Source organism: Streptomyces sp. NPDC033131 (assembly GCF_055578365.1).
In genome coordinates, this window is sequence record NZ_JBVIPA010000013.1 from 1 (window position 1) to 26,209 (window position 26,209).

Below are 26,209 nucleotides of genomic sequence, written 5' to 3' on the forward strand. Positions count from 1 at the left end.
CCGGGCGCGCTGCGCGGGCCATGGAAGCGCATGACGGAGAAAGAGATCCCGGTGATCGTCGAGAGCCTGCCCAAGGAACTGCCTTACCGGGACCATCGGTTGTTCTCCGGTGTGGTCGGACGGGATCAGCTGCCCGTCACCGGACGCGTCCGCTTCCGTCTGATGGGCGGCCGCTTCGGCGACTACCGCGACTGGGACGCCATCAACGACTGGGCGTCCGGTATCGCAAGGCAGCTGGCTCGTCGATGACGGACGGCGAGACAGGAGACAGGAGGGCTCACCTCAATCCGTCGTCCTGTGCAACGACTCGGCTCGACGAGGCAGCGGATGCGCCGTTCAGGTACAGCGCGTCTCGGCACGTCGTGTACATCGGCCTGGAACTGCTCACACGGTGATCCGGCGCCCGGTGATGGCAGCGGCCTCGATGCGGATCCACAGGTCTCGTGGTCCTCCGACCCAGGGCTTGCTGTACACCCATTCCGCGAGCCGGCGCGCCTCGTCGGGATCGGTCACGTCGTGGGCCCGTCCTCGCACCAGGACGCTCCAGCCCTGGCTCAGTGCTTCGTCGACGCGGTCGACCTCGAAGGCGACCCGGTGGCCGGACGCCTGGGCGGGGGTGGTGCCGGCAGCCGTCCGGAAAACGACCGCACCGTCGACGAAGCCGTAGTTGACCGGCACGACGAGGGGCCCGGAGGGCGTGGTCACCGCCGGCCTGCCCACCCCGTGGGTGCCGAGCAGATCCCAACACTCCCGCTCGGTCAGCTCGGTGAACTCCACGGTGTGCGCGGACGATCCAGCCGTGAAGACGCAGGCCGCCACACCATCGTTCAGCGTGTTCAGGGGCTGCGTGTCGGCCCCGACGGCGTCCCAGGGGCAGGCAGCAGCTCTGCCGGCTTGATCAGGCGTGCGATGTCATTCGCAATGCGGCCAATGTCCTGGCCGTGCATGCTCGTCATCATGAAGATCATCATCAGCGGGCAGGCGGCCACGAGGGCGAGCCCGGCGAGGCTTTCCAGCGAGGCGCCGACAATCAGGGCTCCGACGACGACGGTCGCGGCGGCAAGCGCGTACATGCCGTAGTTGCGCTGGTTCATCACGAGCCTCCTTCAGCGGAGGACAGAGGCTGCAACCAGTGCGGCGGGCTTCAGGGTTTGGTGAGAGGGCCCGCGTGCAGGACGTTCAGGCGGCGCCGGTACTCCTCTTCGTCGATCTCCCCGCGGGCGAACCGCTCCCCCAGGACTTGCTCGGGTGTCTGCGGCACAGCGGGGTCGTGGGTGTGCTCGTGTGGCCGGTTCGCAGCGCGGAAGAGCAGCACGCCCACTGTGATGATCAGCGCCCAGAACAGGATCATGCTGGCGGACATCGCGAACCAGCCCCATCCACTGACATCGTGGCCGTACCAGAACATCGCCATTCACCTGCTTCGGATCGTTCGGCGATCGGGGGCGGGCCCGGAGGTCCGGCGCCCTCAAGGAGCCTGTGTCCTCATATCCATCGTGCCCCTCCCAGGGGCCACGCACTGGGGCCGTATGGTCCCGACCGAGTGGGCCGTTCAGCCCCTACCAGGTAGGGGTAGCCGGGCCGGAGGCTTGAAGGAGCGAGGCCTGAAGCAGGCGCGCTGCCATGGGTGCCATCGATGCCGTCGTTTTCCGGGCCGCCGCAGGACTGATCGCCGCCCTAGGCTGGTTCTTCTTCGGCCCACGCCGCGCCGGTGCCGCCCGGCTGGAAGGCCGAGTGCAGCGGGTGGGGGCCACCGTACGAGGCGGCTACAGCCCCGATCTGATCAAGGTTCGCCAGGGTACGCCAGTAGAGCTGCTCTTCGACCGGCAGGAGTCCGGGGAGTGCACCTCCCGCGTGGTCTTCCCCGAACTCAAGGTTGGCGCCGGGCTGCCCGCCGGGCTCCTTCGGCTTCACCTGCGGCATGAACATGATCCACGGCACGCTGCTCGTCGAACCCGCCGACGGCCCATCAGCGACCCCTCCGTCCTTCTCCGACGGCCACGGCGCCGAAGCCAGGTCAGTGAGCCGGCCGTCGGTCGAGGAAGGACCGGCGGCTGCCGACGCGGAGGCCGCCGAGCGTCAGGCCGAGATCAGGGACCTAACCCGCCGGGTGGCCGTGGCGCGGTGCTCACCGTCCCGGTGCTGTTCCCGGTGATGGCGCATGAACTCTTCGGCGCGGACTGCGTGCCGGACTGGATGCTGAACCACTGGCTGCAAATGGCGCTGATCACTCCGGTGATGTTCTACACCGGCGGGCCGATCCACGTGACAGGCTGGCTAACCCTGCGCCACCGCGCCGCCGACATGAACCGCCTCATCACCCTCGGCACTTCTGCCGCCTACGGCTACAGGCTCCTGGTCACTCCCGCCCCCGCCCTGCTGCCGGAAGACGTGTGCGAGGTCTACTGCGAAGCCGTCGGCATCATCCTCACCTGATCCTGCTCGGCCGGCTGCTGGAAGCTCGAAACGGTCCGCGCCGACGAGGCCGAGCGTGACGCCGGACTCGACGAACTCACCCTCGCCCTGCGCCGCACGCTACGGCTGTGACCGCCCCCGCTACGCAAGGGCCAGGACACCCCGCCGGGGTATATTGGGCAGACAGTGAGCCCTCACCAACAGGGCTCCCAGAGGACGAGCCCGGGCGGAGGCGATGGCGATGGCAGCAGCCCGCGCCAGTGCCATCCACTGGGCACGCAGCGCCGTCATCGCCCTGCTCGCCGCGCTGGCGGTGCTGATCCACCACGAGACGGCCGCGATCACCGTCACCCCGGTGGAACACGCCGCGCATTCCCCGTATGCCGGGCCCGCCATGGCCGGCATGGTCCCCTCGTCCGCCGCCGGGCCTCATGGCTCCGCCGCCCACCGCACGCTCGACGCACCCGCCCCCGCGCACGGCCTTGATGGCAGCGCCTGCGCCGGTACCGGCATGCAGCACTGCGCGACCGCGAGTGTTGACACGGTCAAGCTCGCCGCGCCGCCGCAGGGCTATGCGAAGCAGGCGGCGAACCCGTACCAAGCCAAGCCCGGTCTCGTGCCCGCCGGGACAATCGGCCGCGCGCCGCCCGATCTGTCGGTCCTCTCCCAACTGCGCATCTAGGCCGCACCGACGGCACCCGTGTGCCGTCTGCCGCGACCACATGCCAGCTCCAAGCAGAGGACCCACATCGTGAACAGCATCAACCGGCGCTCCGTCCTGCTAGCCGGACTCGGCGCTGCGGGCGCGGGCGCACTCGCCGCGTGCACCGACTCCGGCAGCACGCCCGCCCTGGTCAGCCCCTCCGGCTCCGCCGTCGCCGCAGCCGAGAAGAAGCGGGCCGGCAGCGGCAGGCAGCTCAGGATCACACTCACCGCAGCGCCCGCCACGGTCGACCTCGGCGGTGGCATCAGGGCCAGGACCTGGGCCTTCGACGGCCGCACGCCCGGCAAGGAGGTCCGGCTCTCTGCCGGAGACACCCTGGCCGCCGAACTCGCGAACCAGTTGCCGGGCAGGACCCCTACCTCGATCCACTGGCACGGCATCGCCCTGCGTAACGACATGGACGGCGTCCCCCCGGCGACCCAGAGCGCCGTACGGGCTGGGAGCACCTTCACCTACCGGTTCATCGCCGACACCCCCGGCACGTACTTCTTCCACCCGCACGTCGGCGTCCAGCTCGACCGCGGTCTGTACGCCCCGCTGATCATCGAGGACCCGCGCGAGCCACTTGCCTACGACGACGAATGGGTGATCGTCCTCGACGACTGGCTCGACGGCGTCACCGGTACCCCCGACGAGGTCTTCACCGAACTCACGCGGGGCATGGCCGGCATGGACATGGGCGGCGACTCCGGTGCCGGCAGCTCCGGTGCAGAAGGCCACGACATGCACAGCGGGGGGAACATGAGCGGCGACGCGTCCCCGTCTGCGTCCGCCTCGTCGGGCGGGATGTCGTCGCGGTTCATGCTCATGGGTGCCGAGAGCGAGCTGCTCGGCGGCGACGCCGGGGACGTGAAATACCCCTACCACTTGGTCAACGGCCGTATTCCGGCCGACCCGGACGTCTACACCGGCAAGCCCGGCCGCAAGGTGCGCCTGAGGATCATCAACGCCGGCAGCGACACCGCCTACCGCGTCGCCCTCGGCAACCACAGGATGACGGTCACCCACACCGACGGCTTCCCCGTCCAACACCAGGAAACGGACGCACTCCTCATCGCCATGGGCGAGCGATACGACGTGCTGGTCACCCTCGGCGACGGAGTCTTCCCGCTGATCGCCCTGGCCGAGGGAAAGAACACGACCGGCCTGGCCCTCGTGCGCACCGCCTCCGGCCGCGCACCCACGGCCACCGTACGGCCTAAGGAGCTCAGCGGCACGATCATCACCGCGTCCCGGCTCCGCGCGGCCGACGAGGTGCGTCTGGGGTCCGTCGCGACCGACGTCACCCACCGGATCGAACTCACCGGCGGCATGATGCACTACAACTGGGCCATCAACGGTAGGCCGTTCGACATGGCCGACCCGGACGCCAACGCGCTCCTCGTCGAGGACGGCCAGCGGGTCCGGCTGGACTTCGTCAACACGACCACAATGTGGCATCCGATGCACCTGCACGGCCACACGTACCAGCTCGGCGGCTCCGGGCCCCGTAAGGACACCGCGATCGTGCTGCCCAAGAAGGAGCTGTCCGTGTTCTTCGACGCCGACAACCCCGGTCATTGGATGCTGCACTGCCACAACGCCTACCACGGCGAGGCCGGGATGATGACGAACGTCGCCTACCAGGCATGACCCGCGTGGCTCGACGGCACGCGACACCGGTGCGCCGTCCAGCCACTGTCACCCGTGGCGCGACGGAGAGATTCCGACGCCCCTGGGCTTCATGGAGACTCACGCGGAGTGCCAGGCCACTGGGCCAACCCAATCTCCATGCCCTGCCGTTGACTCCGGGCCTGACCGTCACAGGCCGGGGGCACCCCAGAGCGGGAACCAGCGAGTCAGGTCGGGTTCGATGCGCAAATCGTCCTTGACGATGGTCTTGACCTGGAGTTCGAGCGGGTTGTCGCGCTTCTCCCCGGGCTGGGGTGCAAAGGGGTAGAAGGTGCCGCGTTTGTAGAGGTACACGAGGGCGAGGGGGCGGAGTTCGGCGTCGTGGAAGGCGACGAGGGAGCAGAGCAGTTGGGGACCGAACCCGCTGTCCTGCAGGGCTGTGTTGACGGCGTGCAGGTCGTTGACGAGTGCGGGGAGGTCGTCGGGGTCGCGGCGGGAGAGCAGCCATGAGTAGCCGAAGTCGTCGCGTCTGAACTCCACAGGCGTGCCGCTGCGTTGGGGGTCGACGTCCAGCAGGTCCCGTACGTCCTGCTGGACTTGGGCGAAGGCGCCGCCTTCGACGCTGGCGAAGCAGACCGAGCCTGTGCCGGTCGGCGTGAAGCCGATGGCCGCCTGCAGGGTGATCGCCGCCGACGGCAGGCCGAAGAGCTGGTCGAGGTCGGGCTTGACCGGCTTGCTCCGCCCCAACAGGGCATCGAGGAAACCCACAGTCGTTCAGCTCCTTCCTGTCGCTCCCTGGTGAGGGCGCCGTATGCCGGTCCGGCGTTGAGCGGCGATCATGCCGTCTCGCCCAGCTCGGCTGAGATCTCCGCGAGCGCCTCCAGACGCCGCTCCAGGCTGGGGTGGGTGGAGAACAGATTGGCCACCGTGGTGCCGGGACCGAGGGCGGGGGTGAAGAAGAACGCGTTGAACGCCTGGGCGGTGCGCAGGTCCTGAGTGGGGATACGGGCGATGTCGCCGGTGACCTTGGTCAATGCCGAGGCCAGTGCGGAGGGCCGCGCGGTGAGCATGGCTCCGGCGCGGTCGGCGGCCAGTTCGCGATAGCGGGACAGGGCCCGGATCAGCAGGAAGCTGATCGCGTAAACCAGTGCGGAGACGCCCATGACGAGCGCGAGCGCCGCCGCGGTGTTCTGGTCGCGGTTGCGTCCGCCGAACAGCTGGGAGTAGAAGGCGAAGCGGACGATGAGGCCCGCGATCACTCCAAGAAACGAGGCGATGGTGATCACCGCGACGTCGCGGTGCGCGACGTGGGACAGCTCGTGGGCCAGGACGCCTTCGAGCTCGGCGGGCTCCAGGCGGCGCTGGAGCCCGGTGGTGACGCAGACGACGGCGTGGTCGGCGTTGCGGCCGGTGGCGAACGCGTTGGGCAGATCCATCCGGGAGACGGCCACCCGTGGTTTGGGCATGTCCGCGGCTGCGCACAGCCGGTCGATGACGCCGTGCAGCTGGGGTGCTTCCTCCCTGGTGACGAGGCGGCCGTGCATGGCGTACAGGGCGATCCGGTCGGAGTACCAGTACTGCGCGACCAGCAGCCCGGCGGCGATGACGACGACCAGGACGACAGACTTGAGCAGCACGATCAGCGCCGCGACGAACGCCACATACAGCAGCCCGAGCAAGAACATCGTGACCAGCATCCGGGCGGTGAGCTGCCGGTCGGGCTCGAATCGGCTGCGCATCGCCATCACCCCGGGATCAAGCCCTCGTCGGAGAGCAGCGCCCGCACCTGCGTGAGGCTGGTGTCCTCGTCGGGCAGCACCAGGTCGGACGGCGTGATCCTCTCGTCCGGCAGGGGCGTGCCGAGGCTGCGTACCGCGTCCAGCAGGGCAGACAAGGCGGTGGCGAACGCCGTCTCGTCGCCGGCGTCGGCTGCCGACTGCAGGGCGGCGTCCAGCTCGTTGAGCCGGTCAAGGTGTTCGTCGGTGATCTCGTACTGGCCTTCACCGAGAATCCGCATGATCATGATGTCGCCTCCGGGTCCGGCGGGCCCTGCTCAGCGCTCTTGGCTTCTACGGCCGGCGGGGTGGCGGACGCGGGGAGCTGGGCTTTCATCCGGGCCAGCTCCTCGTCCACGTCCTGGCCCGCGGTGACGCGTTCGAGTTCGGCCTGGATGTCGTCGCCGCCGGCAGGGAGGGTGGCGTCCTCCAGGGCACCGGAGGCAAGTAGTTCGTCCAACGCACCGGCCCGGGCCTGCAGTTGTTCGGTCTTGTCCTCGGCGCGCTGCATGGCCATGCCGACATCACCCATCTCCTCGCCGATACCGGTGACGGCCTCGGTGATGCGGGTCTGGGCCTCGGCCGCGGTGTAGCGGGCCTTTATGGTCTCCTTGCTGGTGCGGAAGGTCTCCACCTTCGCCTGGAGGCGCTGGGAGGCCAGGGTGAGTTTCTCCTCCTCGGCCTGCAGCGTTGCCTGCTGGGTCTGCAGGTCCGTGAGCTGGGAGGCCACGGCGGTGCGCCTGCTCAGAGCTTCGCGGGCGAGATCCTCGCGTCCGGCTCCGAGCGCCTGTTGGGCCTGTCCCTCCAGCTTGCCGCTGGACTGGCGCAACTGGTTGATCTGCAGGTCGATGCGCTTGCGGCTGGTGGCCACGTCCGCCACACCACGTCGTACCTTCTGCAGCATTTCCTGCTGCTGGGCATAGGAGTAGTCCAGTACCTCCCGCGGGTCTTCGGCCTTGTCCAGGGCCTTGTTCGCCTTCGTCCGGAAGAGGGTGGCTATGCGGTGGGTGATGCTCGTCATAGCGGCCTGCCTCCTCTTCGACAGGTGAGGAATCAGCCAGTCCAGTCACGTCTGCGGGACACTTCCAGACTCCGGCGGCGTGGTCCGGGCCGCAACCCCCATCCCGCGTCCGAGAGCACGGCTTCAACGGCAGCAGGCATCGGGGACACCGCCCCCATCCTGCGCCGCCCGCGCGGAGTAGTGGTGGGCAGGCGGCCCGGCTGATCGGGAACAGCCGGCCTCTCACCATCCGAGCAAGGGCTGCGGCGGACCTCAGCCTTCGTCACCCGGTTGCGGTCGTGCCTCTCCCGCTCGCGCCTGGCGGGTCGATGATGGAGGTGAACCGCAAAGGGAGGTGACCGGCGATGCCACCGCACTGTGATTCTCTCGACGGTCCCGTCGTCACTGCCGCGCGCAGAGCCCTGGAAGAAAGGGATGTCGACCAGGTCCTGCCCTATGTATCTGAAGAAGGGGAACCAGAGGTCCGTGAGGCGTTCAGTCTCACGGCCAGGGCGCGTACGCACGGCCGGGAGGCCCAGGAAGTGGCCGACCGCTGGTTCTTCGAGACGGTCGTCCGCGTACACCGCTCGGGAGAAGGCGCGCCCTTCAAGGGACTGAAGCCGGCCGGGCTCGATGTCGGGCCGGTGATCCCGGCTGCTGAGCGTGCCCTCGATGCCGGCTCCGCGGACGAACTGACCGGGGTGCTCTGCGGGATCATCCGCGAGCAGGTGGAAGAGCGTCACGGACGCGCCATGGCGCTCAAGGAGCATGCCACTGAGGGGGTCGATGCCGCCCGCGAGTTCGTGGAGGCCGGCCTCGGCCTGCAGGTGTGGGCGCACCACGTGTACAAACAGGCGATCACCGTCCCGCACGCACCAACCCGGCGCGCGTAAGGAAGCGAAAAGTTCCTGGATTCATGCCGTCGCACTGACGCGCGTGCGCAGGTTGTGGAACTGGCGGGTTTGCATGATCAGGTGGGCGGGTTCCCAGAACAGCACGTCCATGGTCCGGGTGAGGGGCCGTGGGCGGCTGCGACCCCTCGCGCGCACGATAAGCCGGGTCCTCCCGCCGGGCTCCGGCCGGAGGTGGAAACCCCAGATCGAGTCGATGTACGCCTTGGGCAGCGGCTCGTACCGCACGTCGAAGGGGCGCCCCGAGGGAAGTTTCGTCTGCGAGCGCAGCACCAGGGTCCGCTCCGGTTCCAGGACCGCGACGGTGAACCAGGCATCGCCGCTCGGCAGGGAGTCCAGGTGCTGGGCCTGCTCCAGGCGCTGCCACTCCGGGACGATGCGTTCCGCGCTCGGGCGTCCGCCATTGTCCAGGCGGTCCCAGCTGTACCAGCCGCCGCGGTTGCAGCCCATCTGTGCCAGCCAGGGCCAGACCTTTTCGGGCGGCGCCGGCAGGGTCGTAGCCATGGTCGAGGTGCCGTGTGCATCGGGGATGAGACCATCGCCGGGGAGGTCACGGTCGGCTTCGTCGGGTGTCGTGCCCCAGGTCAGCACCCGTGGCCGCAGGAAGACGCCGTACAGGGCCAGGGCGGCGGCCGCCACACCGAATGGACGTCGCCCGGCCGCGGGCCGGTGCTCGGTCATGTCTTCTGCCTCCCAGCTCCGTATCGGTACCACCACGCACAGCATGTCGTTGGCTCCCAGGGTCAGTCGGCGGGAGTCAGGACGGTGGGCGGGCCGGCGGTGACACCGCCGTCCAGGACAAACTCCACGCCGGTCGAGAAGGTGGCGTCGGTGGCGATGAAGAAGACCATGCGGGCGACCTCCTCGGGTTCGCCGAACCGCGGGAGGGGTTGTCCGGCGGTGAACGAGTCGTCGAAGTCGGCCGTCATCGCGGTGCGCACCGCACCGGGGTGGACCGAGCAGACACGGATCCCGTCCGGGGCCAGTTCCAGGGCCGCGGCCTTGGTCAGCCCGCGCAATGCCCACTTGCTGGTCACATAGGCTCCGATGCCGGCGTAGCCGGTGATGCCTGCGATCGAGGAGATGTTCACGATCACGCCTCCGCCGGCGCGGCGAAGTGATGGTGCTGCCGTCCGCATGCCCAGCCAGGCACTCTGGACATTGACGTCGATGACCCTCCGGAAGGATTCGAGGCTCTGCTCCTCGATGGTCCCCCACTCAAGAATCCCGGCGTTGTTGACCAGCACCGAGACCGGGCCGAGTTTCTGCTCCGTCTCCGCGACCACCGCCTGCCAGCCGTCCTCGGTGCTGACGTCCAGGTGCGCGTAGCGGGCCGGGCCGCCGAGTTCCGCCGCCAGCTTCTCCCCCTCGGCGTCGAGGACATCGGCGACCACCACGGCGGCGCCCTCGTCCGCGAACAGACGTGCCACAGCGGCGCCGATTCCTCTGGCTCCACCGGTGACGATCGCCACCCGCTCGTTGAGACGTCCCATCATGGCCTCCTGAACCAATGCCTCGACGACGAAGATGCGTAAGTGCGGCATCGGCCGCGACCGACTCGGCATGTCGGCATGACACGTCCGGTCTGAAGGGCCGCAGGCCGACGGACAACGGGGCGGTCAAGGTGCCGCGCAGATGACCTCGACGAAATGGCCCACCTGGGCCTCGGGCAGGTGACGTGCGAGGTCGGCCTCGCTGATCATGCCGACGAGGCGATGGTCGTCGATCACCGGCAGCCGACGGATCCTGTGCTCTTCCATGGCATGAAGGACTTGGCCGGCATCGGCCTCGGCGTCGATGGTGATCGGCTTGCCCTGTTCGAGCTGGCCCGCGGTCACGCTCCTGGGGTCCTTGCCCCTGGCGAGACACTTCACGACGATGTCACGGTCGGTGATGATCCCGTGGAGTCGGTCGTCCTCCCCGCAGATCGGGAGGGCTCCGACGTTCAGTTCCTTCATCCTGCGCGCCGCGGCCTCCAGTGTCTCGTTCTCCTGGATGCAGGTGGCGCCGCCGTGCATGATCTCCCGGGCAGTGGTCATGGTCGTCTCCTTCGAGCGTCGCTGTCCACGCGGGAAGTGTCCGGAGCCTGGCTCACCCTGGCCGGTGCTCCTCCAGACCAGTGTGAGTTCCGCACCTCCCGTGTGCATGCCGGGAACGGGCGCCCTCGTCAGTCAATGTCCCTGGGTCGCAGGTGGCCCGCACGCGGCGGGCGTTCCGGTCTCAGCCGCGCCTGGAGACGCATGACGACATGGCCGAGGCCGGACAGAACGCAGGCGATCGCCAGGTCGGTGAGCGCGAGCGGCTCCGTACCCAACAGGTCTTGCAGGGGCGGCAGATAGACACCGGCCGCCTGAAGGCTCAGTGCCACTGCCACCGCGACCAGCAGGAACGGGTTGGCCAGGGTGCCCGGGCGGGCCCGGGAGCCGAGTGCCACGCCGAGCTGGGTCGCCCCGAGCACCAGAAACATCATGGACTGCCAGGGACGTCCGGTCTCCCGGGCCCAGACGCCGGCCACGAGGGTCACCGTGGCGACGAAGAGCCCCATGAACAGGATCCGCGGCCACAGGCCGGCCCCCAGCACGCTCTCTTCGGGAGGCCGGGGCGGGTGGCGCATGGTGTGCGGATCGACGGGTTCCGCGCCGAGAGCGACACCGGGCAGGCCGTGCGTCAGCAGGTTGATCCACAGGATCTGCGCGGGCAGGAGAGGCAGCGGCATCCCCAGGAAGGGGCCGAGGAGCATCACGAGGATCTCCGCGGTGCCCCCGGCGAGCGCGTAGAGCAGGAACCGGCGTACGTTCGCGTAGACCCGGCGTCCCTCCTCGACCGCGGCCACGATCGTGGCCGGGTTGTCGTCGGCGAGCACCAGATCGGCCGCCTGGCGTGCGACCTCGGTGCCGCGCCGGCCCATGGCCACGCCGATGTCTGCCTGACGCAGGGCCGGGCCGTCGTTGACACCGTCCCCCGTCATCGCCACCACGTGCCCGGCCCCGCGCCACGCCTGGACGATGTCCAGCTTCTGCTCGGGAGTGGTCCGGGCGTAGACGCGTACGTCCGTCAGATCGCCTGCTGTGCCTGCCCGGATCCGGTCGCCTGTGGTGACCTCGTCGTCCCGGGTGGCGATGCTGAGGCGCCCGGCCACGGCCCGCGCGGTCAGCGGGTGGTCGCCGGTGATGAGTACGGGGACAATGCCGGCCCGTTTGCAGGCGGTGATCGCCGCCTCGGACGCGCTGCGGGGCGGGTCCAGGATGCCGACGAGGCCGAGGAGCGACAAGCCTGACTCCCAGGTCGGGGGCCGCTGCGCCCTGCCCTCGTGATCGGCCGAGGCGACGGCGAGCACACGGTACCCACGGCGTGCCAACGCCTCCGCCTGTGCGGCCGCGCGGGCGACCGTCTCCGGTCGGTCGGCCAGAATCTGCGGGCGGAGCACCGATTCCGGCGCTCCTTTGCACGCGATTCGCACCCCGCCGTCCGGACAGCGATGCACGGTCGTCATGCGCTTGCGGGTGCTGTCGAAGGGAATCTCCTCCAGGCGCGGCAGTTCGCTGTCCAGCGCCGCCCGGTCCAGCCCGAGGCGGGCCCCGGCCACCAGTAGGGCGGCCTCGGTGGGATCGCCGAGCGCGCTCCACTCGGGAGAGTGGTCCGATGGGGGCTCCAGCGCCGCGTCGTTGCACAGCATCGCGACGCTCAGCAGCGCCGCCAGGTCGGGCGTGCCGCCCGCAGTCACCGCCTCGCCGTCGCGGATTACCCGGCCCTCGGGTTCGTAGCCGGTCCCCACGACCGATGCCTCGCCGAGGGGCGTCCACAGTTGCTCGGCCGCCATCCGGCCCTCGGTCAGGGTGCCGGTCTTGTCGGTGGCGATCACGGTCACCGAGCCCAGGGTCTCCACCGCGGGCAGCCTGCGGACGATGGCGTGCCGGTCCGCCATCCTCCGTGCTCCCAGCGCCAGAGCGAGCGTCACCACGGCGGGAAGGGACTCCGGAACGGCGGCGACGGCGAGGCTGATCGCCGCCACGATCATCAGCTCCACGGGCTGGCCGCGCACCAGGCCGAGAGCGAGGACGACAGCGCACAGCGCCACAATGGCCGCTGCCAGAACCCGGCCGAACCTCGCCAGCCGGTGCTGCAGCGGAGTCAAACCGGGCGCGGCACCCATCAGGGAAGCGATCCGGCCGAGCGCACTGTCGGCCCCGGTCGCGGTCACCACGATCCGTCCGTGACCGCGGACGATGACCGTGCCCGCCGACACTGCCCCGCACACTTCGTCACTGTCGGGGACCTTCTCCACCGGAACGGACTCGCCCGTCAGTGACGACTCGTCCGCCAGCAGCAACGCTGCGGCGAGCACGTCCCCGTCCGCGGGGACGATGTCCCCCTCGGCCAGCAGGACCACATCGCCCGGCACCACCTCGGCTGCCGCGACGGAGCGTTCCTCACCGTCCCGCACCACCCTGGCGGCGGGGGCACTCATGGCGGACAGGGCCATCACCGCCTGTTCCGCCCGTACCTCCTGTACGACGCCGACCACGGTGTTCACGGTGATCACGAGCAGGATCACAGCGGCGTCGGAGAGATCGCCGGTGGCGATCGTCAGGGCGGCAGCGACGAGCAGGACGAGGATCAGCGGGTCGCGCAGCTGCTGCAGCACCCGCCGCCACACCGGGGTCCGCGGCTCCGCGGGGATCTCGTTGGGCCCGTGGAGCGCCAGCCGCCGCGCGGCCTCGTCCGACGACAGCCCCGTGGCGGAAGGTGTGTCCATGAGCCGGTCGACCTCCCCGGCGGGCCTCCGGCGGCCTTGCCGCCGGTTCACGTCCGTGGCGGAGCCGCGTCCGGGCGGCTCCGTGCATGGGCTGCCATCCACCGCTCCCATCGTGTACTCGGCCAGGACACGAGGAACGTACCCCCGCCTTCTCAGAGTGCACCCATGCTCAAGGCTGCGCGCGGCTGCGGCCGTGGTCGTCGGCGTACGCGGCGAACACTTCCGTCGGCATTCCGCCCGTATGGAGGAAGCGCTGGTCAAGGATGGCGGCGAAGTCTTTCAGCGCACCGACGAGCAGGTCACCGGCCAGCTGCACCTCCGGCCGCCGCGCTGCCTGCCCGCGTCGGGCAAGGGCATCGGCGTAACCGACCATGGCCGCCAGCGACGAGTGGTCCTCCCCGTCATGGAAGTAGTACGCCTCGGCGTACTGGGTGAAGTCGATCCGGACGCGTACGACCTCGGTGGCCAGGCTGTCCAGCAGTAGCGCCCCCGCCGTGCAGTCGATCTGCTGCGGTGTCGGGTCCGCGTCGCGCAGCAGCGCCAGCCGGATGGCAAGGACCCTCCTCCGGGTCAGCGCCGGGTAGATCTCCAGCACCCAGGAGACCGTGGCCGTCAGGAGGGCGAAGCCGACGAGGGCTTCCAACGGTGAGACCAGGCGAAGCCAGCTCTCAGCGGGTGCGATGTCCCCCAGGCCCAGGGTGGCGACCGTGACGAGCGACAGGTACACGGAGTCGAGCAGCGCCGGCTCCCGCGCCGCCTCGGAACCGGGCGAGAAGGTGAACGCCCCGGGCATGTGGGGCCAGTAGACGATGGCCCAACCGAGGATGACGGTGACGGCCCACATACTCACCACCGTCACCATGGCTAGCGGTCCCACGAGCCCGACCACTCGCCTGCGCGCACGGAAGCGGCGGGCCAGTCGCCACAGCGCGGTCATGACGAGGCGGCTCAGGCCACCGTGGCGGGTGGGGTGCCAGAGGGTGTGGAACAGGTCCCGCAGGGTGATCATGACCAGCCCGGCACCGACCAGCGAGACCAGCCATTTCATCCACGTCTCCCACGGCCCTGCCGCCTGAAGAGGAACCCGCCTTCTCGGAGCCTATGGCCTGCCCGGCGGATCAAGCGGCAGACGCGAGGTCCGGCACGCCCATCTGCGCTGCTCAACTCATCGGAAGCTCCAGCGTGCAGGTCTCCCCGGGCGCGACGGTCACAGCCCGGTCGGCCAGCACCACTCGGATCGGCGACTCCTCCGAGTCGGGCACACCGATCTCCAACTGCCCTCTCCGGCGCCGTACGCCGACACCCCAGTGACCGCGGTAGCGCAGCGAGAATCCGTACTCGGACAGTGCCGGGAGTGGAACCGGGTCCAGCCACAGGGCGTCCTCACGCGTCTCGAGTCCGGTCAGGCCACGCTGGACCAGGTCGAGGGTCCCGGCCATGGCTCCGAGATGGATGCCTTCGCCGGTCGTACCGCCCTGGATGTCGGCGATGTCCGCCTCCAATGCCTCCTGGACGTACTTCCATGCCTCGGCCCGTCTTGCGCGGGCGAGGACCAGGCCGTGGACGAGCCCGCTGAGCGTGGACCCGTGGCTGGTGCGCTGGAGGTAGTAGTCGACGGTCCTGCGCCAGACCTCGTCGTTCAGGTCGTACCCGAGACGCCGGAACAGATCCCGCAGTTCGGCGGGCGAGAAGAGATAGCCGAGCATGAGGACGTCGGCCTGCTTGGACGCTTTGTAGCGGGTGACTGTGTCGCCCTCGGCCTCCAGGATCCGGTCCAGGCGCCGGATGCCGTCGTAGCGCGCTCGGTAGGCGTCCCAGTCCAGCTCGGCGAGTTTGCCGTAGCCCTCGAACTGGCTGATGACGCCCTGGTGAAAGGGCACCTGCAAACGCCGGGAGACCTCCTCCCACTTGGGGAGTTCGTCGCCGCCCAGCCGGACGCGTTCGAACAGTTCCTCCCGGCGCCAGGCGGGAAGGCGCCGCAGAAGGTCCAGGGCACGGGTGAGGACCCAGGCGGCGGTGACATTGGTGTACGCGTTGTCGTCCAGCCCCGGCCTGTTGGCCCCCGGGTAGCGGTCGTGGTATTCGTCGGGGCCGACGACGCCGCGGATGCGGTACCGGCCGGTGCCGGGGTCGAAGTCGGCCAGGTCCGCCCAGAAGCGGGCGATCTGCAGCAGCATCTCCGCGCCCTTGGTGTGCAGGTACTCCGTGTCGCCGGTGGCCTGGCAGTACTGCCACACGTTGTAGGCGATCGCCGAGCCCACGTGGTGCTGAAGCCGGGAGTGGTCGGGCAGCCAGCGCCCCGAGCGCGGGTTGAGATGCCACACCTGCGTCTCCTCGCGGCCGTCCCTGCCGCTCTGCCACGGGTACATCGCCCCGGCCCGGCCGATGGCGGCGGCCGCCCGGCACGCTCGCGGGAGGCGTCGGTAGCGGTAGTTCAGCAGCGCCCGGGAGACCTCCGGGAGGTGCAGGTTGAGATACGGCAGCACGAACAGTTCGTCCCAGAACACATGGCCCCGGTAGGCCTCGCCGTGCAGGCCCCGGGCCGGCACTCCCACGTCCAGGTCCGCGGTGTGCGGCGAGAGCGTCTGCAGGACGTGGAAGAGATGGAGGCGCAGGACGCGGCCGGCCCGGCCGGGCACCTGGATGTCCGCGCGCCGCCACAACCGCTCCCACGCAGCGACGTGGGAGTCCAGCAGGGCCGAGAAGCCCGCTGCCGTGGACACCCGGTCGAGTGCTGCCTCGAGCGGGTCGCTGATCGCCGTGTCGCGGGAGGTGAACAGCGCCACGGTCTTCTCCACGTCAACGGGTCGGTCCGGAGCGATCGGGACCACCAGACGGTGGACGGCACGGCGCCGGGCGGAACGAAGCTCCGAAGAGGCCGCGGATCGGCCGCCGACGACCGTCCGGGCGGCCATGGCGACACCGATGCCCGAGGTGCTGGTGCGACAGCTCAGCCAGACCGTGTCGGGCTCCTGTGCCCCCGTCCGCACACGGGCCAGATGGCTTCCGTTGAGGGCACGGTAACGGTGCACATTGCCGTTCATCACGCCACCGTCGAGGCAGGACTCGATCTCGATCTCCCCCGACCAGTCCTCGGGCGTGAAGAGCGTTCGCAGTGCTGCCAGGTGAGGGTCCCCCATGTGCACCAGACGGGTCTGCCGGACGCTGAGCACGCCCACGTCGTCGTCCCGGAAACGAAGCGTGCGGGTGAGCGTGGCCCGGCGCAGGTCCAGGATGTGCCGGTAGTCCAGTAGTGCGCTGGTGTCCGGGGTGAACCACGGGCACCACGCTCCCCCGGCGCGGCGCAGACGGAACCGCAGGAGCAGCCAGTTCGGGAGGTTGACCAGATCCTCGTTCACCACTTGCCGTCCCGCCACGGTCGACTCCAGGCGGTTGTAGCACCCGGCGGCGTAGGTTCCCGGATAGTGCACCAGGCTCGCCCGGCACTCGGGCGCCGCGCCACGCGTGGCGAAGTAGCCGTTGCCCAGCGTGCAGAGTGATTCACGCAGCCGCTCGGCCGTGGGGTCGTAGCTCTCGTACTCCCATGTCCAGTCCGACATCCGCGCTCTTCTCCTTCTCGCCTGACGAGATGTGCGGGAGCGTGAGACGCGCGCCGGATCAGGCCCGCTGCGGTACGACGGCCACCGGGCACTCGGCGTGATGCAGCAGGGTGTGGGCGACCCTGCCGAGCTGCAGACCGAAGTGACCGTGCCGCCTCAATGCGCCCACGACCAACAGGTCGGCCTCGGCCGAGGCATCCAGGAGGGCCTTGTGTGCGGGGCCTTCGACCGCTTGGCGGTGCACCTCGACCTGGGGGTGATCCCGTACGGCGTCGCGCAGTGCGTCGGTGAGGAGCGCCGAGGCCCGTTCCTCGTGGGCACTGACGGCATCGTCCGCGACCAGGGGATGGTCCACGTGCTCATGGGCGGGGCGACGCCAGGCCCGTACGGCGTGCAGGGCGCTGCCGCGCGCCTCGGCCTCACTGAAGGCGAACCGCACAGCGGCCGAGCCCTCCGCCGAATCGCCGACGCCGACCACCACCTTGCCGAAGGTGCCCTGCCGGTTCCGCTCCTCGCCGCGGACCACGAAGACCGGGCACACCGCACGGGCGGCCACGGCGAGGCTGACCGATCCCAGCAGCAACCCGGCGACCTCGCCGCGGCCGCGGGAGCCCGTGACCAGGGCAACGGATTCATGAGCCGCGTGCAGGAGCGCGGACACGGCGTCGTCGGGAAGTACGTCGCTGGAGACCTTCACCTCTGGGTTGCGCAGTCGGGCGCGTTCCGCGCACGACGCGGCGATGTGCTCGGCCAGAACCTCTTCGGCCGGACGGTCGGTGCTGAAGGAGGGCCGGTGTCCCTCGTACCGCTCCCACAAAGAGGCGTGGACGATCCGCAGAGACAGTCCGTGACGCGCCGCCTCGTCCACCGCCCAGTCCACGGCCTGCAGGCTGGAGTCCGAGCCGTCGACACCTACGACCAGCGGGAGTTCCATGGTCACCAACACCTTCCTGCCCCGGTCACTGCCGCATGCCCCTGTGAATACCGTCGCACCGCCCTGGAACCCTCGCGACACGTGGACCGACTCTCGCCAGGGGAACCTCGACCCAGGTTGCAGCGTGGCGATTTGCGATGATTGTGGAGTCAGGCGGCATGGAAGAGCGGATGCCGCTCCCCACCCCTCCGCCACGGTCGTCCCATCGGCCGGATACGGGCCCGCTCCGCTTCGAGGTGAAGGGAGGCGATGGTGGTGGCGAGGACCGGCGTTTTCGGCGCCCTGACCGGGAAGCATCAGGAGCAGCTCATGTCGCTCGCTCGTGAAGTGTCGTTCGCGATCGACGAGCGCATCTTCAACGAGGGCGGCAAAGCCGACCGCTTCTGGATCATCCGCACGGGAACCGTCGCTCTCGACGTTCACGTGCCCGGCCGCCGCGCAGCGGTCATCGAGTCCCTCGGCGCCGGGGCCCTGCTGGGCTGGTCCTGGCTTGTTCCTCCTCATCACTGGCACCTGGGGGCCCAGGCAACCAGCCCGGTGCGTGCCTACGAGTTCGACGCGGCCGCGGTCGGTCAGCTGTGTGTGCACGACCCGGAACTGAAGCACGAGCTGTGGACCTATGTCGCCGGAGTGATCGCGGGGCGGCTCAGGTCCGCACGGGTGCGGCTGCTCGACCTGTACGCGCCCTACGGGGCCGGCGAGGTGCCCTGACAGCGAGACGAGGTGGTGCGCGGTGTCCGAAACCATGCACATCGTGAGCGATGTGATGACCCAGACGGTCGTGGCCGTGGGACGCGACGCGCCCTTCAAAGAGATCGTCCGGACCATGGAGCAGTGGAAGGTCAGTGCCATGCCGGTCCTGGAGGGCGAAGGGCGCGTCATCGGCGTAGTGTCCGAGGCCGACCTGCTGCCCAAGGAGGAGTTCCGCGACGGCGACCCGAACCTCTTCGCGCAGCGCCGACGCCTGTCCGACGTCGCCAAGGCCGGCGCGGTGACGGCAGAGGAGCTCATGAGCACCCCTGCGATCACGGTCCACCCCGACACCACCCTGGCGCAGGCGGCCAGGATCATGGCCGTCCGGCACGTCAAGCGGCTGCCCGTGGTCGACCAGGTGGGCATGCTCGAGGGCATCGTCAGCCGTGCCGATCTGCTGAAGGTCTTCCTGCGGTCGGACGAGGACATCGAGGAGGAGGTCCGTCGCACCGTGGTGTCCTACCTCTTCCCGGCCTTCAGCCACGGCATCCACGTGAACGTGCACGAGGGAGTCGTCACCCTCCGCGGGCACATCCGCGACACCTCGCTCATCTCGGTCGCCGTGCGTCTCGTGCGCGCCGTGGAAGGCGTCGTGGACGTCGAGCCCCACCTCACCGGCCAGTCAGCTGGTCCGGACGGGCCCGAGGACAGGCAGTGACCCGTGTACCGGGCGCCCGGCGCCGACGGGCTGCGGTCCCTCAGGCAGGTCAGGGCCGGATGTCGAGTATCTCCGGCACCGGGCGGCGCGGTGTGCGGGGGCCTTTGGGGCCGTATCCGAGGCGCAGCAGCATCTGTGTGTAGCCCGTCCCGGTCCCCGGGTCGCGCAGCGGCCAGCGCAGGTCGGTCCATTCGAGGGGCTGGGTGGCGAAGGAGCTGGACAGGCCCTCAAGGGTGGCCAGCAACAGGACACGTTCCATGGCCTGGCCGGCGCGCAGCCAGTCCTCCGGGTGGTCATGGCTCGTGCTGACCAGGGCCAGCTGAGGGCTCTGTTCGAAGTCCGCGGCGTCCCGTCCCGCCACCTGCCGCGGGCCCGCGAAGTCCCGCATGGGGGCCTTGCCCCCGCGCTTGCGCGGCCCGAAGGCGTAGTCCGGGACACCATCGTCGGTCATGTTCACCGACGGAGCGTCGATACGGGTCCATTCGGCCAGGTCCTGGTCGCTGCCGCGGTCCGTGAGGTTGCGCGCCTCGGCCTCCTGGACCACCTCCAGGACCTCCTGCAGATGCCATGAGGTGGGGAGCGTCAGCACGGCCCTCTCACGGCGAGCAGCCTCGATGAGCGCCTCCCGCACGGCATCGGGGATCTCCGTCTCTTCGAACGGGAAGCGGCTGCTGTGCCGCTCGTGGATCGCCGGATACAGCGCGCCGAGCTCGCTCTCCCCGCTTTCGGGTGCGGTGAGCCGCACGCTGGCGAAGAGCGCCGGGTCGGACGGGTCGTGCAGCAGCCGGGTCTCCGGATACCAGCCTTCGTTGGTCACGGCGACCCGCAGGTTCAGCAGGGCGGCGCCGCAGCCAATGTGAAGGCCGCGGGTTCGGGGGTCGGAGCGCGGCATGGCACGCTCGAAGTCGGCGCGCATCTCGAACGTGCGGCTGCGCCGGACGTAGCGGAAGCACCAGGGCTGTGCGTTGTGCATCGACGGAGCAGCGGCAGCGTCGTGGACCAGCTCCGTCACGCGCTCGTCGGACGGTACTTGTCGGCTCACCGGAGTCTCCTCTCGCGAGTCGCGGCATGCCAGGAGCGACCACTCTTCGGTTGCTGGCCATGGCGGCTTAGGGGTCCTTTCACTATGAGCGTCCGATCAGGTCGCGTGGTCTGGTGCCGTGCATCGCAAGGCCCCGGAGCGGCCGCGATGGGGGTCCCCCCGCGCGAGGTTGTTCGAGCGTGGGGGAGGAGCCACGTGGGCGTTTCGGCAACGCGGCGAGGTGCGGTGCCAGACCACGCGACCCGGACGGGCATAGTGAAAGGACCCCTTATTGGTCGGCAGGGGTGATGCGCCTGCCCGTGAGGCTCGCGGGCAGGATCGAGACCCACATCTCGCGTTCACCGCCCGGCCAGGGCGTGGTGTGGGCGCGTCGGTTGAGTCCACGGACGGCTTCGGGCTCCGTGACGACGCGTGCCGGCCCGACTGCCAGCACGCTCCAGCCCTGGCTCATCGCCTCGTCCACGTGGTCCACCTCGAAGGCGACCTCCTTCCCCACGGCCGCCGCCGGCGCTGAGCCGGGCGCGGTCCGGAAGACGATCGCGTCATCGACGACCTCGTAGTTGACCGGAACCACCGCCGGGCGACCGTCGACCGCCGGGACCGCGATGCGCCCCACACCGTGCGTGGAGAGCAGGGTCCGGCACTCCTGTGGGCTGAGATCCCTCAGTTGAGGGTGCAGCAGCGCGTGGCCTTGGCCGGGGGGCAGATCGATGCCGCCCCCACGCAGGGCAGCGACGGTGGTCCCCAGCGCGTCGGCCAGTCTGATGAGGGTCCCCACACTCGGTTCGGCGGGCTGTTCCTCCAGGTACGCCAGGTAGTCGGGCGACATGCGGGCGCGGCGGGCCGTTTCCTCGAGGCTGAGCCCACTTCTGTGGCGTTCCACGGCCACGCGCCGACCGATGTCGCCGGGGTTGGGGGCCCGGCCCGGCGGGGCCGACGCGGAAACCGATCCCGGCTCACCCGAGTCCGGCTGGGAAGGCCCGTGGGTGGCCCCGGGTTGTCCGTGCTCGACGTGGCGGAGGTGCGCGTCGGGCCCGGGGAACACGAGCGTCACTTCGTCCGTGTCCGACCAGCGCACGTCGTAGGGAGGTGTTCCGTCCTCGTGGTGGAGTCCGACGATCTCGCCGTCGCGCCTGGTGGCGCCGGTCTTCTGGCTTTCGATGACGAGTTGGTCGCCGAGGTGAGCTCGCATGATCGCCGCCCTCTCCTCAGAATGGTGTTGTAACCAACGTGCCACGCTCGACAGGCCACCGCATGGGCCGAGTGGCCCGTATCCGCAGGGTGGGCCTGGATCACTGGCTGTCACGTACGGGATGGGAGTCGACATGCGCCACCGAACGGTCTCTGAACTCATGACCCGGGACGTCGTCCGGGCGCGGCGTGACACGCCGTTCAAGGAGATCGCCAGGCTGCTGGCGGAGAACGACGTCACCGCGGTACCCGTCGTGGACGATCTGGACCGGCCCGCGGGTGTGGTGTCGGAGGCCGACCTGCTGCGCAAGAGCGCCGACCGGGCCGATCCGTCCGGTCGAAGCCCGGTCCCACACCTTGAGGCGTGGGAGCGGGCCAAGGTGGAGGGGTCCCGCGCCGAGGAGCTGATGTCGGCTCCCGCGGTGTGCGCCCGGCCGGAGTGGAGCGTGGTCGAGGCCGCCCGGCTGATGGAGGCCCATCACATCAAGCGGCTGCCCGTGGTGGACGAGACGGACCGGCTGCTGGGAATCGTCAGCCGTGGTGACCTGCTGCGGATCTTCCTGCGCCGGGACGACGCGATCCGCGACGAGATCACCGAGGACGTGTTGTGGCGCACGGTAGGACTCGCTCCCTCGGAGGTGACTGCCGAGGTGCGCGACGGACGGGTCGAACTCGGTGGGTCCGTCGAGTTCAGGAGTCTGATTCCCGTGATCGAGCGGCTGTGCGGCAGCGTCGACGGCGTGGTCTCGGTCGGCGGGCACCTCGCCTACCGGAACGACGACGCCCCGTCTTCGCCCTCCCACAGTTGAGCCCCGCAGCACCGTCGTCGGGAGAAGGGCCGGCGGCTGAACCGCCGGCCCTCGGGGAACTGCGGGCCCCTGCCGGCCCCCGGACGCGTCCCGGTGACTGTCCCCGCCGCCGGCTCAGCCGGTGATCTCGATGCGGTGTGCCTTCCCCTGATCGGTCTTGGGGACGCGCACCGTGAGGACCCCGTTGGTCAGATCCGCGCTGATGTGCTCGGTGTCGGAGTTCGGGGGCAGCGTCGTGCGGTAGTCGAACTGCCCGAGGCGGCGGGTGTGCCTGCGGACAACGCCGGTATGTTCTTTCTCCTGGATCTCTCCGTGGATGTCGAGCTCGCCCTCGCCGACCTCCACGGTGATCTGGTCCTTGTCCACACCGGGAAGCTCCAGTTCCACCAGATAGGCGTCCTCGGTGTCCTCGATGTCGGCGAGCGGCGCCCAGGGCTCGGCCGCGCCGAACTCGGAGGTGCCGCCACCCGGGAAGGCGGCGTGCATGAGCTGGTCGACCCTGGTACGGAGGTCCTCCAGCTCACGCAAGGCTGCCGGAAGCCCACTCCTGCCGTGTCGTGCGGGATGCGTCATGAGTGCTCCTCCTCGACTTGCTTGCCGCCGTCGGTCACAAGTGCCAACCGACGGCCTGACGGGTGCTCGGCCGGGACGCCCCCACGCCCTCGATGTCGCGCTCGGCGATTTCCAGCAGTTGCTGGGCGAGATTTTGCATGGCTCGGCCCGCCGCCAGTTCGTCGCCGATCTCCGGCACGTTCGAGTCCGCCGGATGACAGTGCGCTGTTCCTTGTCCGCTCAGCGCCGTGGTGCCCGTGTCCAGCACCACGTGTGCCTTCGTCGCTCCCTCGTCGTCCTCGAAGAGGTGGAGACGAACCTTCCATTCCTCCGTATGTGGCATCGCTTTACTCCTCACTGCGATCCGGATGCGGCCGGCCCGTCATGGGCTCGCGGGCCGTGCGTAGGGAGCCGACCTCTGCTCGTCGATGCGGCGCCGGACGCGGCGAGCGAGCGCACTCAGGTGCTCGGAGGCCGTCGCGCGGGGCGGGACCGGGTCTCGTATCCGGCGAGCGGCCGGGGGCAGACCGGCCAGGTCGGCGGCGAGTCTCTCCCGGCACTCGTCGAGCGTGGCTCTGCCGCCGGTGCGCTGCCCACCCCGCATCACGAGCTCCAGCAGCGGGCTGCCGTCGCCGGGCGACGGCTCGTCGGCGAGACGGATCACGTCGGCGTACGCCGTGCGGCGGAACACCTGCTTGGGGCCGGGTGCGGTCACTTTCGCCGACGACAGCTTCATCACCGGGCGCCCGTCGTACTCCACCATCTTGTACGCGGAATCCAGGTACGGGGCGTCGGCGGAGACCCCGACCCGCGTCCCGACGGCGTAGGTGTCGATCGGCGCTCCGGAGCGGACCAGGTCGTCCAGTGCGTACTCGTCGAGACCTCCGCTGGCGATGATCCGTACGTCGGGCAGGCCCGCGGTGTCGAGGATGGAGCGTGCCCGGGCCGCCAGGGCGCCGAGATCGCCGCTGTCCAGCCGTACGGCCGAGCCGAGGCCGCGGGCCGTGGGGTCGAGGTCTCGCAGCACGCACGCCGCGACGCGGACGCCCTCCTCGGTGTCGTAGGTATCCACCAGCAACGTCACGGGGCCGGGGTGGCAGCGTGCGAACGCGCGGAACGCTTCTTCCTCCGTGGCGAACGCCTCCACGTAGGAGTGGGCCATCGTGCCGACGGCGGGGATGCCGAGAGCCGTGGCGGCGGCCACGTTGCTGGTGCCGGCGAAGCCGGCCATCGCACCGAGCCGGGCCGACTGGAACCCGGCCTGCGGGCCGTGGGTCCGCCGCAGGGAGAAGTCCACGACCGGATGCCCGGCAGCGGCGAGCACACAACGCGCTGCCTTCGAGGCGATCGCCGTCTGGTGGCTGAGCTGGTTGAGCACGTACGTTTCGGCCAGCTGCGCCTGCGGAAGAGGCGCGGTCACCTCCAGCAGCGGCTCTCCCGCGAGCACGATCCGGCCCTCCGGTACGGCCCGCACGTCACCCGTGAACTCCAGGCCGAGCAAAGGCTGAAGATCCCGCGGGGGCCGGTGCAGCGCGGAAGCGAAGGCGTCGACGTCCTCGGGGCCCACTCGGAGGCCGGACAGGTGGTCCAGGGCCGACTCCAGCCCCGCGGCGACCAGGAAGCCCCGCTCAGGAGGAAGGTCGCGGACGAAGAGGCTGAAGGTGGCCGGGCCGGTCATGCCCTCCCGCAGGTAGGACATGGCCATCGTCACTTCGTACAGATCGGTGGTCGTCGCTTCGGACATCGGCGTCGCCTCCTCGTGCGCATCCGGTCTCAGCCCGTCATCGGCGGAAACGCCCGGACCACAGGGGCTCCAGCAGGTCCCACTCGGCGTCCCACTGCGCGTACCTTCTCCGGTCCAGCAGGCGGTGCATGCCTGCCCGCGCTGCGAAGAACCCGCCGGCCACGCCGACCGCGGCCATGCCGCCCACGAACCAGCCGTTGGTCCTCGCGGTGAGCGCGTTCATCGGCGGGCTGGTGATGGTCCCCTCCCGGTCCACCCACACCTGCACGGTGGCGCCCTTGAGCGTTCCCGACTGCACGAGGGTCGTTCCCGTCCGCACCGTGCCGTTGCGGTCGGTCCAGCGGACCCGCGCCTGTTGCTTCCCGTCCGTGGTGACGCCCTTGACGTTCGACGTCAGCCGGGCGGTAACCTCCTGTCGTTCCGCCGACTGGGCCTGCACGGTGCGCATCGACGACTCGTACGCCGCCAGCCCCGCGCTGAGCGCTGCCATGGGCAGTCCGAAAACCAGGATGAGCACCAGCAGGCGACGGATCCAGGTTTCGAACCTGTCGGACGGACGGATCAGGGGGTTCGTCCCCTTGGTCAAGGGCTCCCCACGCGAGGGGGACGGTCCGGACGCGTACGGCGAACCTTGTGCACTCATAAGTCGCCTCCAGCAAGTCGCTGGCCCGTTTCCCCCACCACTTCGTCCCACCATCGGACAGCGGCGGACTTCGGTCACAGGGCCGAAAGTCCCTGAGGGACCGAACTTCCGACCCCGATGGGGCCGACCATCGACGTGGTCGGTCGTTGCCGGTCGCGGTCATATCCGGGGAACGACCGCGATCGGACACGGGGCGTGATGCAGTACCGCGTGGTTGGTCAGGCCCAGTTGCAGGCCCAGGTGACCCTGTCGCCTGCGGGCGCCGACGACCAGCAGGTCCGCCTCCGACGCGGCTTCCAGCAGTGCCTGGCGTGCCGGTCCCTCGATCACCCGCCGGCTCACCTGGGCATCGTCGTACTGCTCCTCCGGGGTGCGCAGGGCGTCGTCGAGTACCTGGGCCGGCGAGCGGCGGTGGGCTTCCAGGGCGTACCACGAGGGGGCCTGAGGCGTGGTCAGGGCACCGAGCTGTGCGCCCCAGGCATGTAGCGCGACCAGTCGGCAGCGCCGCACCTGGGCCTCGCGAAGGGCGAACTGCACGGCCGTGCCGCTGCCCTCGCCCTCCTCGACACCGACGACCACGCTTCCGAACCGGGCATTCCGGTGCTCCGCCGCGCCGCGGACCACGACGACCGGGCAGTCCGCGCGTGCCGCCACGGCGAGGCTGACCGAACCCAGGAGCATCCCCGCGAGGTCTCCGAGCCCTCTCGACCCGAGCACCAGCGCGAAGGCGTTGCGTCCCCTGTCGACCAGGGCGGAGGCCGCGTCGTCGTGCAGCACCTCGCTCGAGAGCCGCACTGCGGGTGCCCGCTTGATGGCACGTTCCGAGGCGTGGCCGATCACGTCGGACACCTCATGGTCCCGCGCCGCCGCGTGCAGAAGGTGGAGTGGCACCCCGTGCCGGACCGCCTCGTCGGCGGCCCAGTCCACCGCCTGCAGGCTCGCCTCGGACCCGTCGACGCCGACCACCAGGGGAATCGCCACGACCCATGCCTCCTCTCCTGCCAGTCCTGCCGGCCCCGCGGCCTCCGGCCCTCTCCCTGCACATGCGCCGTGGAGGGGATTGGGGTACTCCTCGAATGAGGGAACGCGCCACGCTCGGCATGTCGGCAACATCCGAACAGTCCGGCAATC

At 69.9% G+C, this 26,209-nt stretch carries 29 protein-coding genes and 1 pseudogene; 8 read left to right on the forward strand and 22 right to left on the reverse strand.

All coding sequences use genetic code 11. The features are described 5' to 3' along the window. A pseudogene (locus ACZ5XS_RS18300) lies at positions 1-249 on the forward strand (flavodoxin domain-containing protein); the annotation flags it as partial. Positions 250-384: 135 nt separating this feature from the next. Here ACZ5XS_RS18300 and ACZ5XS_RS18305 read toward each other — a convergent pair. The 4 genes from ACZ5XS_RS18305 to ACZ5XS_RS18320 all read right to left on the reverse strand — a co-directional run bounded on the left by ACZ5XS_RS18305 (position 385) and on the right by ACZ5XS_RS18320 (position 1,923). Further along, a complete protein-coding gene (locus tag ACZ5XS_RS18305; RefSeq protein ID WP_468652433.1) occupies positions 385-819 on the reverse strand; it encodes a pyridoxamine 5'-phosphate oxidase family protein in 435 nt (144 codons plus the stop codon). Between the two features lie 17 nt (positions 820-836). After that, positions 837-1,094 carry a hypothetical protein gene (locus ACZ5XS_RS18310; protein ID WP_468652434.1) on the reverse strand — a complete coding sequence of 86 codons (258 nt, stop codon included), beginning with the start codon at positions 1,092-1,094 and terminating at the stop codon, positions 837-839. Positions 1,095-1,144: 50 nt separating this feature from the next. Further along, on the reverse strand, positions 1,145-1,408 hold the full coding sequence (locus ACZ5XS_RS18315) for an SHOCT domain-containing protein (RefSeq protein WP_468652775.1): 264 nt from the start codon (positions 1,406-1,408) through the stop codon (positions 1,145-1,147). A gap of 269 nt (positions 1,409-1,677) precedes the next feature. Then, complete coding sequence (locus tag ACZ5XS_RS18320; protein ID WP_468652436.1) at positions 1,678-1,923, reverse strand: hypothetical protein; 246 nt, start codon at positions 1,921-1,923, stop codon at positions 1,678-1,680. 201 nt (positions 1,924-2,124) lie between these two features. Here ACZ5XS_RS18320 and ACZ5XS_RS18325 point away from each other — a divergent pair, with 201 nt between their 5' ends. The 3 genes from ACZ5XS_RS18325 (at position 2,125) to ACZ5XS_RS18335 (ending at position 4,771) form a co-directional block, all read left to right on the forward strand. Further along, the gene (locus ACZ5XS_RS18325; RefSeq protein WP_468652438.1) at positions 2,125-2,436 is read left to right on the forward strand and encodes a hypothetical protein; all 312 of its coding nucleotides are present in this window, start codon (positions 2,125-2,127) and stop codon (positions 2,434-2,436) included. 220 nt (positions 2,437-2,656) lie between these two features. After that, complete coding sequence (locus ACZ5XS_RS18330) at positions 2,657-3,097, forward strand: hypothetical protein (RefSeq protein WP_468652440.1); 441 nt, start codon at positions 2,657-2,659, stop codon at positions 3,095-3,097. 69 nt (positions 3,098-3,166) lie between these two features. Next, positions 3,167-4,771: a multicopper oxidase family protein gene (locus ACZ5XS_RS18335; RefSeq protein WP_468652442.1), complete on the forward strand. Its 1,605-nt coding sequence runs from the start codon at positions 3,167-3,169 to the stop codon at positions 4,769-4,771. 168 nt (positions 4,772-4,939) lie between these two features. Here ACZ5XS_RS18335 and pspAB read toward each other — a convergent pair whose 3' ends face one another. From pspAB to ACZ5XS_RS18355, 4 genes are all read right to left on the reverse strand, one after another. Then, positions 4,940-5,518 carry a PspA-associated protein PspAB gene (gene pspAB, locus ACZ5XS_RS18340; protein ID WP_468652444.1) on the reverse strand — a complete coding sequence of 193 codons (579 nt, stop codon included), beginning with the start codon at positions 5,516-5,518 and terminating at the stop codon, positions 4,940-4,942. A 68-nt stretch (positions 5,519-5,586) separates the two neighbouring features. Further along, positions 5,587-6,489 (reverse strand): zinc metalloprotease HtpX, encoded by a 903-nt coding sequence (gene htpX, locus ACZ5XS_RS18345; protein WP_468652446.1) that lies wholly within the window; start codon positions 6,487-6,489, stop codon positions 5,587-5,589. Between the two features lie 5 nt (positions 6,490-6,494). Then, on the reverse strand, positions 6,495-6,773 hold the full coding sequence (gene pspAA, locus ACZ5XS_RS18350; protein WP_468652448.1) for a PspA-associated protein PspAA: 279 nt from the start codon (positions 6,771-6,773) through the stop codon (positions 6,495-6,497). Then, entirely contained in the window at positions 6,770-7,546 is a 777-nt protein-coding gene (locus tag ACZ5XS_RS18355; RefSeq protein WP_468652450.1) for a PspA/IM30 family protein, read from the reverse strand. The genes pspAA and ACZ5XS_RS18355 overlap by 4 nt, the downstream gene beginning before the upstream one ends. A 344-nt stretch (positions 7,547-7,890) precedes the next feature. Between ACZ5XS_RS18355 and ACZ5XS_RS18360 the strand changes: the two genes are divergently transcribed. Further along, on the forward strand, positions 7,891-8,418 hold the full coding sequence (locus ACZ5XS_RS18360) for a DUF6448 family protein (RefSeq protein ID WP_468652452.1): 528 nt from the start codon (positions 7,891-7,893) through the stop codon (positions 8,416-8,418). Positions 8,419-8,439: 21 nt separating this feature from the next. Here ACZ5XS_RS18360 and ACZ5XS_RS18365 read toward each other — a convergent pair whose 3' ends face one another. From ACZ5XS_RS18365 to ACZ5XS_RS18395, 7 genes are all read right to left on the reverse strand, one after another. Continuing rightward, positions 8,440-9,117 carry a hypothetical protein gene (locus tag ACZ5XS_RS18365; RefSeq protein ID WP_468652454.1) on the reverse strand — a complete coding sequence of 226 codons (678 nt, stop codon included), beginning with the start codon at positions 9,115-9,117 and terminating at the stop codon, positions 8,440-8,442. Between the two features lie 62 nt (positions 9,118-9,179). Beyond that, positions 9,180-9,929, reverse strand: coding sequence for a glucose 1-dehydrogenase (locus ACZ5XS_RS18370; RefSeq protein ID WP_468652777.1), 750 nt, complete (start codon positions 9,927-9,929; stop codon positions 9,180-9,182). A 126-nt stretch (positions 9,930-10,055) separates the two neighbouring features. Continuing rightward, complete coding sequence (locus tag ACZ5XS_RS18375) at positions 10,056-10,475, reverse strand: CBS domain-containing protein (protein ID WP_468652456.1); 420 nt, start codon at positions 10,473-10,475, stop codon at positions 10,056-10,058. A gap of 128 nt (positions 10,476-10,603) precedes the next feature. Then, a complete protein-coding gene (locus ACZ5XS_RS18380; protein WP_468652458.1) occupies positions 10,604-13,192 on the reverse strand; it encodes a cation-translocating P-type ATPase in 2,589 nt (862 codons plus the stop codon). Between the two features lie 169 nt (positions 13,193-13,361). Beyond that, a complete protein-coding gene (locus ACZ5XS_RS18385) occupies positions 13,362-14,240 on the reverse strand; it encodes a potassium channel family protein (protein ID WP_468652460.1) in 879 nt (292 codons plus the stop codon). Positions 14,241-14,352: 112 nt separating this feature from the next. Then, the gene (locus ACZ5XS_RS18390) at positions 14,353-16,752 is read right to left on the reverse strand and encodes a glycoside hydrolase family 65 protein (protein WP_468652463.1); all 2,400 of its coding nucleotides are present in this window, start codon (positions 16,750-16,752) and stop codon (positions 14,353-14,355) included. Between the two features lie 58 nt (positions 16,753-16,810). Beyond that, positions 16,811-17,686, reverse strand: a complete 876-nt coding sequence (locus ACZ5XS_RS18395; protein WP_468652779.1) for a universal stress protein — start codon at positions 17,684-17,686, stop codon at positions 16,811-16,813. Positions 17,687-17,995: 309 nt separating this feature from the next. Between ACZ5XS_RS18395 and ACZ5XS_RS18400 the strand changes: the two genes are divergently transcribed. Next, complete coding sequence (locus tag ACZ5XS_RS18400) at positions 17,996-18,397, forward strand: cyclic nucleotide-binding domain-containing protein (RefSeq protein WP_468652465.1); 402 nt, start codon at positions 17,996-17,998, stop codon at positions 18,395-18,397. 34 nt (positions 18,398-18,431) lie between these two features. Beyond that, positions 18,432-19,097, forward strand: coding sequence for a CBS domain-containing protein (locus ACZ5XS_RS18405; protein ID WP_468652781.1), 666 nt, complete (start codon positions 18,432-18,434; stop codon positions 19,095-19,097). 49 nt (positions 19,098-19,146) lie between these two features. Here the strand turns inward: ACZ5XS_RS18405 and ACZ5XS_RS18410 are convergent, their stop codons facing one another. Then, on the reverse strand, positions 19,147-20,139 hold the full coding sequence (locus tag ACZ5XS_RS18410; RefSeq protein WP_468652467.1) for an Acg family FMN-binding oxidoreductase: 993 nt from the start codon (positions 20,137-20,139) through the stop codon (positions 19,147-19,149). 268 nt (positions 20,140-20,407) lie between these two features. Next, positions 20,408-21,331, reverse strand: coding sequence for a DUF1918 domain-containing protein (locus ACZ5XS_RS18415; RefSeq protein WP_468652469.1), 924 nt, complete (start codon positions 21,329-21,331; stop codon positions 20,408-20,410). A 133-nt stretch (positions 21,332-21,464) separates the two neighbouring features. On the opposite strand from ACZ5XS_RS18415, the gene ACZ5XS_RS18420 reads away from it, so the two are divergent. Then, positions 21,465-22,139 carry a CBS domain-containing protein gene (locus ACZ5XS_RS18420; protein WP_468652471.1) on the forward strand — a complete coding sequence of 225 codons (675 nt, stop codon included), beginning with the start codon at positions 21,465-21,467 and terminating at the stop codon, positions 22,137-22,139. Between the two features lie 114 nt (positions 22,140-22,253). Here the strand turns inward: ACZ5XS_RS18420 and ACZ5XS_RS18425 are convergent, their stop codons facing one another. The 5 genes from ACZ5XS_RS18425 to ACZ5XS_RS18445 form a co-directional block, all read right to left on the reverse strand. Beyond that, a complete protein-coding gene (locus ACZ5XS_RS18425) occupies positions 22,254-22,712 on the reverse strand; it encodes an Hsp20/alpha crystallin family protein (protein ID WP_468652473.1) in 459 nt (152 codons plus the stop codon). 34 nt (positions 22,713-22,746) lie between these two features. Beyond that, the gene (locus ACZ5XS_RS18430) at positions 22,747-23,034 is read right to left on the reverse strand and encodes a DUF1876 domain-containing protein (protein ID WP_468652475.1); all 288 of its coding nucleotides are present in this window, start codon (positions 23,032-23,034) and stop codon (positions 22,747-22,749) included. A 39-nt stretch (positions 23,035-23,073) separates the two neighbouring features. Beyond that, positions 23,074-24,435: a nicotinate phosphoribosyltransferase gene (locus ACZ5XS_RS18435; protein WP_468652477.1), complete on the reverse strand. Its 1,362-nt coding sequence runs from the start codon at positions 24,433-24,435 to the stop codon at positions 23,074-23,076. A gap of 37 nt (positions 24,436-24,472) precedes the next feature. After that, positions 24,473-25,078: an Rv1733c family protein gene (locus tag ACZ5XS_RS18440; protein ID WP_468652479.1), complete on the reverse strand. Its 606-nt coding sequence runs from the start codon at positions 25,076-25,078 to the stop codon at positions 24,473-24,475. A gap of 159 nt (positions 25,079-25,237) precedes the next feature. Continuing rightward, positions 25,238-26,059 (reverse strand): universal stress protein, encoded by an 822-nt coding sequence (locus ACZ5XS_RS18445; protein WP_468652481.1) that lies wholly within the window; start codon positions 26,057-26,059, stop codon positions 25,238-25,240. Positions 26,060-26,209: the final 150 nt, after the last annotated feature.

Excerpts from the sequence above, each read along its gene's own strand:
- ACZ5XS_RS18310 (WP_468652434.1), bottom strand. The coding sequence starts at position 1,094 with ATGAACCAGCGCAACTACGGCATGTACGCGCTTGCCGCCGCGACCGTC.
- ACZ5XS_RS18315 (WP_468652775.1), bottom strand. The coding sequence starts at position 1,408 with ATGTTCTGGTACGGCCACGATGTCAGTGGATGGGGCTGGTTCGCGATG.
- ACZ5XS_RS18320 (WP_468652436.1), bottom strand. The coding sequence starts at position 1,923 with ATGCCGCAGGTGAAGCCGAAGGAGCCCGGCGGGCAGCCCGGCGCCAAC.
- ACZ5XS_RS18330 (WP_468652440.1), top strand. The coding sequence starts at position 2,657 with ATGGCAGCAGCCCGCGCCAGTGCCATCCACTGGGCACGCAGCGCCGTC.
- htpX (WP_468652446.1), bottom strand. The coding sequence starts at position 6,489 with ATGCGCAGCCGATTCGAGCCCGACCGGCAGCTCACCGCCCGGATGCTG.
- pspAA (WP_468652448.1), bottom strand. The coding sequence starts at position 6,773 with ATGATCATGCGGATTCTCGGTGAAGGCCAGTACGAGATCACCGACGAA.
- ACZ5XS_RS18355 (WP_468652450.1), bottom strand. The coding sequence starts at position 7,546 with ATGACGAGCATCACCCACCGCATAGCCACCCTCTTCCGGACGAAGGCG.
- ACZ5XS_RS18360 (WP_468652452.1), top strand. The coding sequence starts at position 7,891 with ATGCCACCGCACTGTGATTCTCTCGACGGTCCCGTCGTCACTGCCGCG.
- ACZ5XS_RS18365 (WP_468652454.1), bottom strand. The coding sequence starts at position 9,117 with ATGACCGAGCACCGGCCCGCGGCCGGGCGACGTCCATTCGGTGTGGCG.
- ACZ5XS_RS18370 (WP_468652777.1), bottom strand. The coding sequence starts at position 9,929 with ATGGGACGTCTCAACGAGCGGGTGGCGATCGTCACCGGTGGAGCCAGA.
- ACZ5XS_RS18375 (WP_468652456.1), bottom strand. The coding sequence starts at position 10,475 with ATGACCACTGCCCGGGAGATCATGCACGGCGGCGCCACCTGCATCCAG.
- ACZ5XS_RS18380 (WP_468652458.1), bottom strand. The coding sequence starts at position 13,192 with ATGGACACACCTTCCGCCACGGGGCTGTCGTCGGACGAGGCCGCGCGG.
- ACZ5XS_RS18385 (WP_468652460.1), bottom strand. The coding sequence starts at position 14,240 with ATGAAATGGCTGGTCTCGCTGGTCGGTGCCGGGCTGGTCATGATCACC.
- ACZ5XS_RS18390 (WP_468652463.1), bottom strand. The coding sequence starts at position 16,752 with ATGTCGGACTGGACATGGGAGTACGAGAGCTACGACCCCACGGCCGAG.
- ACZ5XS_RS18395 (WP_468652779.1), bottom strand. The coding sequence starts at position 17,686 with ATGGAACTCCCGCTGGTCGTAGGTGTCGACGGCTCGGACTCCAGCCTG.
- ACZ5XS_RS18400 (WP_468652465.1), top strand. The coding sequence starts at position 17,996 with ATGTCGCTCGCTCGTGAAGTGTCGTTCGCGATCGACGAGCGCATCTTC.
- ACZ5XS_RS18405 (WP_468652781.1), top strand. The coding sequence starts at position 18,432 with ATGCACATCGTGAGCGATGTGATGACCCAGACGGTCGTGGCCGTGGGA.
- ACZ5XS_RS18415 (WP_468652469.1), bottom strand. The coding sequence starts at position 21,331 with ATGCGAGCTCACCTCGGCGACCAACTCGTCATCGAAAGCCAGAAGACC.
- ACZ5XS_RS18420 (WP_468652471.1), top strand. The coding sequence starts at position 21,465 with ATGCGCCACCGAACGGTCTCTGAACTCATGACCCGGGACGTCGTCCGG.
- ACZ5XS_RS18425 (WP_468652473.1), bottom strand. The coding sequence starts at position 22,712 with ATGACGCATCCCGCACGACACGGCAGGAGTGGGCTTCCGGCAGCCTTG.
- ACZ5XS_RS18430 (WP_468652475.1), bottom strand. The coding sequence starts at position 23,034 with ATGCCACATACGGAGGAATGGAAGGTTCGTCTCCACCTCTTCGAGGAC.
- ACZ5XS_RS18435 (WP_468652477.1), bottom strand. The coding sequence starts at position 24,435 with ATGTCCGAAGCGACGACCACCGATCTGTACGAAGTGACGATGGCCATG.
- ACZ5XS_RS18440 (WP_468652479.1), bottom strand. The coding sequence starts at position 25,078 with ATGAGTGCACAAGGTTCGCCGTACGCGTCCGGACCGTCCCCCTCGCGT.